The sequence below is a fragment of the Ectothiorhodospira magna genome, from assembly GCF_900110965.1.
GTDB lineage: Bacteria > Pseudomonadota > Gammaproteobacteria > Ectothiorhodospirales > Ectothiorhodospiraceae > Ectothiorhodospira > Ectothiorhodospira magna.
Window position 1 is genome coordinate 1 of record NZ_FOFO01000045.1, and the last position, 5779, is coordinate 5779.

General features: G+C 49.7%; 6 protein-coding genes. 5 read left to right on the forward strand and 1 reads right to left on the reverse strand.

The genetic code is table 11. The annotated features are described in order from the left end of the window. Window positions 1–328 precede the first annotated feature (328 nt). From BMX62_RS12320 to BMX62_RS12340, 5 genes are all read left to right on the forward strand, one after another. Window positions 329–1054 (forward strand): GIY-YIG nuclease family protein, encoded by a 726-nt coding sequence (locus BMX62_RS12320; protein WP_090209567.1) that lies wholly within the window; start codon window positions 329–331, stop codon window positions 1052–1054. Continuing rightward, complete coding sequence (locus BMX62_RS12325; RefSeq protein WP_090209569.1) at window positions 1051–1719, forward strand: hypothetical protein; 669 nt, start codon at window positions 1051–1053, stop codon at window positions 1717–1719. The genes BMX62_RS12320 and BMX62_RS12325 overlap by 4 nt, the downstream gene beginning before the upstream one ends. A gap of 208 nt (window positions 1720–1927) precedes the next feature. Further along, on the forward strand, window positions 1928–2860 hold the full coding sequence (locus BMX62_RS12330) for a polysaccharide deacetylase family protein (RefSeq protein WP_090209572.1): 933 nt from the start codon (window positions 1928–1930) through the stop codon (window positions 2858–2860). After that, the gene (locus BMX62_RS12335) at window positions 2857–3651 is read left to right on the forward strand and encodes a formyltransferase family protein (RefSeq protein ID WP_090209575.1); all 795 of its coding nucleotides are present in this window, start codon (window positions 2857–2859) and stop codon (window positions 3649–3651) included. The genes BMX62_RS12330 and BMX62_RS12335 overlap by 4 nt, the downstream gene beginning before the upstream one ends. A 106-nt stretch (window positions 3652–3757) precedes the next feature. Continuing rightward, entirely contained in the window at window positions 3758–4252 is a 495-nt protein-coding gene (locus BMX62_RS12340) for a hypothetical protein (RefSeq protein WP_090209578.1), read from the forward strand. A 103-nt stretch (window positions 4253–4355) separates the two neighbouring features. On the opposite strand, the gene ltrA is transcribed toward BMX62_RS12340, so the two are convergent. Continuing rightward, the gene (gene ltrA / locus BMX62_RS12345; protein ID WP_238375992.1) at window positions 4356–5498 is read right to left on the reverse strand and encodes a group II intron reverse transcriptase/maturase; all 1143 of its coding nucleotides are present in this window, start codon (window positions 5496–5498) and stop codon (window positions 4356–4358) included. Window positions 5499–5779 lie beyond the last annotated feature (281 nt).

Genomic DNA, 5779 nt, shown 5'->3' on the forward strand with positions numbered 1-5779 from the left:
ACATTAAGAATTACTGGGGCAGCACGGCATTAGAAATTGCCGAGAAAAGAGAAGATCAAGAGGCTATTGCTGTACTTAGGCAATATATAACATAACAATGGGCTCCAAGGGACGCTCCGCTACGCTGCGCGCCCCTGAGCCCAAGCGTTAGAATCTGGGAAGGCTTAGGAGGTGCGCTGCGATTTCGTCTGAAATGCGGAGTGCGAGTTTGGTCGCCAGCCAACATCCTGCCAATTACCGGTTCGATGTTACCACGGAAGCTTAGGAAGTGCTTGAGCCTGTATTTAAATAATAACGCAGATATTTTTTGGAACTGTTAAGGTGTGATATGCAATCAACGAAAGAAAAAATAGAATATGGGGTTTTGATCAAGGATCGTGAGCATCTGCGGCAGGCTCTGGCCGAGAGTAGAAAGCAACACTACACCTATATTCTAAGAGAGCCCGGCGGTAAGCCTTTTTATGTCGGGATTGGCCAGGGATTGAGGATGTTTTCCCACGTTGAGGAAGCCAAAGACCCGGAGCGTGGCGGTCTTAAAGTCGAAGCTATCCGAAATATATGGTCTCAGGGCGGTGAGGTGTTACACACAATTGACGGATGGCATGACAACGAGCCTTGGGTAAGAGAGGCAGAGTTGATTGAGGCGATTGGCCAGATAAAACACGGCACCGGCCCTTTAACGAACGCTCAAGATTATTCTCCTTCACATGTTGTTGCGGGGGTGGAGGTAAGAAAATATAAAGACGTTCAAGGCGAAGATGTGAACGGAATACCGGAAACATTCAAGCTAAAAGATGTTCGTCTCATGGCCGGCCCGCGTGAGCCAAAAACGCGTCGGTCGGTATTCGGAAAAATTTACACCGCTCTTGAGGAAAATCCGGGCGTCACAGGTTCGGAGCTGGTGTCCATACTCCTGAGGCTGGACTTTTCTTCTAACAAAAGTGCGTACACTCAGTCAGGCGCGGTGTGTGCCGCTTGGGTGTGTGGATATATTGAGGGTGGATATTTTCGGAGCGATACCCAATATATTCAAAGCTGGAAGAATAAGCGATGAGCGTTGGGAATATCGATAGGATTAAGCGTGCTGTATTGGCTCAGTCCGGAATTGTTGACAAACCTGGCAAGGTTCTTTACAGCGCCGGTGACACTCTTCGGCCTCATGATATTTATTTTATGGGAATTAAGCCCGGGGGAACGTTGCCAACTACCATCAGACAGTCGCTGAATGACCTTGATGATGGAAGAAATGAGTACCTTGACTATTCCTGGGAAGGGCGCCCACCAGGAGAGCAGAAATTGCAGAAGCAGGTGCGGAGGTTCCTGGGTGGGCTCGGGTTTGACGTTAGAGGCGTGCCGGCGAGCAACATAGTATTTACTCGGGAGAGGACTGTCGGGCTCCACCCTGATTTAGATGGGGATGCTTTACAATCCTGGCCAATCCACGTCGAAATCATAGATATTGTGAAACCTAAGGCGATAGTTGCCTACGGTAGTGGTGACAAGCAGTCGCCTTTTTCTTACCTGCGTGACTTCCTTTGCCCAGCCGAGATAGAAAGCATTCATTCGGAACAGGGAAATTTTTGGTGCCACCGGTTTTCGGTTGAGTATCAAGGGCGTTCACTGAATGTGGTTGCCGTTCCTCACCTGACAAGATACTCGCCCTACACAAAGCCTGCCGTTATGCGTTGGGTGGCTGAGTGGATTGAGAAGGCTGTGTAGGCCTCCCCGGCAGATATATAGTTGCAATTGTTTTGGGTTAGCATATCTCTTCATATATTGGTGGTGTTCGTTCCGGGATTCTAACGATCAGTTCAACCCGACAAATCACTCCGGGCTGCGCCCTCCGTAATTTGCGGGTTAACTGGGCGTTATGCCGCAAAATAATCTTCAGAGTCAATAACCAAACAAAGAGGAAAAAGGATAGAATATGACAAACCAACAGACTGTTCCACATGGAATAATGTTTCATCATTTTCATGATGAAAGGCATGTAAATGGGCAGGGTACTATTTCTGCAAAACAGCTTGAACAAATTATCGAATACTATGGTGATCGTTTATTACCTGCGAAGGAATGGTTCTCTAAAGCCAAAGCCAATTGTTTGGCTGAAAAAGATGTATGCCTTACTTTTGATGATGCTCTCCTATGTCAATATGACATTGCTCTCCCAGTATTAGAAAAATACAGCCTGACTGCATTTTGGTTCGTGTATTCATCTGTATTAGCAGGAGGAATTGAGAAGCTTGAAGTTTATCGTAAATTCAGAACAGTTTGTTTTTCCTCCATCGATCAATTCTATAATGATTTCTTCTCAACGCTTGAGGAAACCGAATATCAAGATATGGTTGCTAAGTCGCTAGAGAATTATTCTCATGAAAACTGGAGCAACTTTCCATTTTACACAAAGCATGATACTAAATTTCGATTTATAAGAGATACAACTCTTGGAGTAGAAAGATACAATAAGGTGATGGATGTAATGATAAAAAAACACAATATCGATATAACAGATTTCTCGTCAGATCTGTGGATGAGTGTAGATAATATAAATACACTAGCTGATAAAAATCATATTATCGGACTACATTCACACACTCACCCAACACAGTTATCCATGCTATCAGTACAAGAGCAAGAGAACGAATACCGCAAAAATTTTGATTTCTTACGTGAGGCATTGGGACAGTCCCCCAAGACAGTGTCTCATCCATGCAATTCCTATAGCACTGATACCTTTTCAATCTTGCGCAATCTCAAGATTGAGATTGGCTTTCGTGCAAACATGGAAAATCATTTATTTTCAGAGTATGAATTTCCAAGAGAAGATCATGCAAATATTATAAGGAGGATTGAGCAATGAAAATAACTGTATTCACAAGCAATCAACCGCGACACATATCACTAATTAAAAGTTTGGCTGTAATTGCTGATGAAGTTTTTGCAGTACAAGAATGTAACACTGTTTTCCCTGGACAGGTTGAGGACTTTTTTAAGAAGTCTGATGTAATGCAAAATTATTTCGAAAATGTTATGCGTGCAGAAAAAGAGGTATTTGGGTTGCCAATGTTTCTACCGTCTAACGTGCAGTCTTTATCACTAAAATCGGGTGATTTGAACAAGTTGAATATGGAAATTCTCAAACCAGCACTGAAAAGTGATTTTTACATTGTGTTTGGAAGTAGTTTTATTAAGGGAGAATTAATCGATTTTCTAGTAAGTAAAAGGGCGATTAACATTCATATGGGGCTATCTCCATTCTACAGAGGAAGTAGTTGTAACTTCTGGGCCTTATATGACGATAAACCTGATTATGTTGGGGCAACAATCCACTTATTATCAAAGGGCTTGGACTCTGGAGCAATGTTGCTTCATGCTGTACCAAAGGCAGAAGAAATAGAACCATTTCTTTTGGGGATGTATGCTGTAAAAGTAGCTCATAATGGGTTGATTAACGCAATTAAGACAGGTGAAATACTGAAAATGGAAGCGATACCACAGGATAAAGCTCTTGAAATCAGGTATACCCGTAATAAGGATTTTACTGATGAAGTGGCTTCAAGGTATTTAGCGAAGCAGCCAACTGCGCAAGATATATTCCAGTCATTAAGAAATAGGGATTTAAGCATCTTGTTAAATCCGTACATTGAATAAATGAAAGAAGCATGGCATAACAAGGCGCTGCACCGGACGGCAATTCCGCTGCGCTCCATTGCCGCCGGTGAGCTTAAACGTTGGGCAGACGAGGAAGGAGTGAGACATGAGCGTTAGAGAATTCGAGCTATATCATGGAGCCGCGCTCGCAAAGGTGCTCCGTTCGGAGAAACCGGTTGCACTGCGGCTAGTGGAGACCAAACCAGGAGAAAGCTGGTCCACCTACACGCTCAATGACGCAGTGGACCTTCTCGTTACACATAGCAAAAACCCACGGCCAGTGTCTCGCGGTGGTGGAGGGACATCGTGGAGCTTTGTATTTAGCACGAACCAGCTACGGCAGATCAACCCAGCAAGATCGACGCGCCCAGTTTGGGTAGCGATGGTGTGCGGCAGGAAAGCGCCAGCGGACGGCGATATGCAGGTGTGCCTTCTCGATCCCGACCAAATCGCGCAGGTCATCGATTTCGGTGCGTCTCAACAGAGCCTCACAATTCGAAAACCGACTGGAAAGGGAAAGCTGCGTGTATTCAAGGATCGGCACGAGAAGTTCTTAGTGGCGCAGTCGCGGCTGGACAATTGGGAGATTCCGGGTGGGTAATTTGCCCAATCGGGTAAGGGCGGGTGTTTAGCCCGCCCTCCCCACACCACCTAGCATGCGGGTCCGCACTAGGCGGTTCATAAGAAGGGAGCACACGACGATTTCAGGCATAACCATGCGCTTTCATCCATTGATCGCGGATGCTGATCAAGCCTTGGCATTGCAGCCAGTCATTGGTCATCCCGGTCTGGGTGCCGAGAGATCGGGACAGGTGCCAGTAGCTTTTGGAGCTCATGCCTGTCCAGATGGCGGCGCGTTTTGGCGTTCCCAGGGCCAGCAGGTGGCGGATGCGGACATATTCCGTCAGCGTCTTGAGCCGGTGATCCATGGACACGCCCCAGCTCCGGCCGGTGAGCTTTCGCAGCCGGTGACGGAAGTCCTGATAGGCGCGCTCGGACCATCGCAGCTTGGTTCCCCGGAAGGTGAATCCCAGGAATTGGCAGTCGTTGGTCCTGACCACGCGGCTCTTGTGCGGATTGACCACCAGCTTGAGGGTGCCGGTCAGGAAGCGAGACACGCTCGCCATGACCCGTTCCCCGGCGCGGTGGCTCCGCACGAGGATCAGCAGGTCGTCCGCATACCGGACGAACCGATGCCCTCGCGCTTCCAGTTCCTTGTCCAGGTCATCCAAAAGGATATTGGCCAGCAAGGGCGACAGGGGACCACCCTGGGGTGTCCCGATCACCGTTGCCTCAAGAGTATCCCCGACCCGCACACCCGCCCGCAGATACTCGCCGATCAACGCCAGCAGCCGTTTATCGCGCACCTTGCGGCCCACTCGGGCCATCAGGATGTCGTGCTGGACCGTGTCGAAGAACTTCGCCAGGTCAAGGTCGACGGCGATGCGGTAGCCATCAGTGATATGGGTTTGTATCCGTCTCAGTGCTCCATGGGCGGAGCGTCCGGGTCGGAAGCCGAAACTCGAATCCGAGAATCCTGGATCGAAGATCGGCCCCAGAGCTTGCGCCATGGCCTGTTGAATGACCCGATCCGTCACCGTCGGGATGCCAAGCAGTCGCTCGCCCCCATCGGGTTTGGGAAGGGTCACTCGTCGCACCGGTTGTGGCCGGTACGTGCCATCACGCAAGGCTTGGCGGATGACCGGCAGGTTCGAACGTGCGAACTCAGGGAAGTCCTCGATGTGCATCCCATCGACGCCGGGGGCGCCCCTGTTGGCTTTCACCCGCTTCCATGCCCGTCGCATGTTCTCGCTTGCCAGCACCCGCTCCATCAGGTCGTCGTGCAAGGCTGGCTGCGTGGCATCACGCCGCGACGCGTCTCCCCCGGACGGGTTCGACGACGCGTGCGAGCAATCCACGGCTCCGCCTTGTCTTCTCATGTTCGGCCCTTCACCGCGAGGCCCGTCCACGGGCGTGCGATTACTATGGCCTCGGCTGACCTCTGCTCCGTCACGTCGAACGTTGCCGTTGGACGCGCTGCCCGGGTCGCGGTAGGGTCCGGTGGGATGCCCAGCCCTTTCGGGCTGGCCCTCAGTCCGGCTCCCATGGCGACCACAGCCACGGTAGG

Bases quoted from the DNA above. Each gene is read 5' to 3' on its own strand.
- BMX62_RS12335 (WP_090209575.1), top strand. From the start codon at position 2,857: ATGAAAATAACTGTATTCACAAGCAATCAACCGCGACACATATCACTA.
- BMX62_RS12325 (WP_090209569.1), top strand. From the start codon at position 1,051: ATGAGCGTTGGGAATATCGATAGGATTAAGCGTGCTGTATTGGCTCAG.
- BMX62_RS12330 (WP_090209572.1), top strand. From the start codon at position 1,928: ATGACAAACCAACAGACTGTTCCACATGGAATAATGTTTCATCATTTT.
- BMX62_RS12320 (WP_090209567.1), top strand. From the start codon at position 329: ATGCAATCAACGAAAGAAAAAATAGAATATGGGGTTTTGATCAAGGAT.
- BMX62_RS12340 (WP_090209578.1), top strand. From the start codon at position 3,758: ATGAGCGTTAGAGAATTCGAGCTATATCATGGAGCCGCGCTCGCAAAG.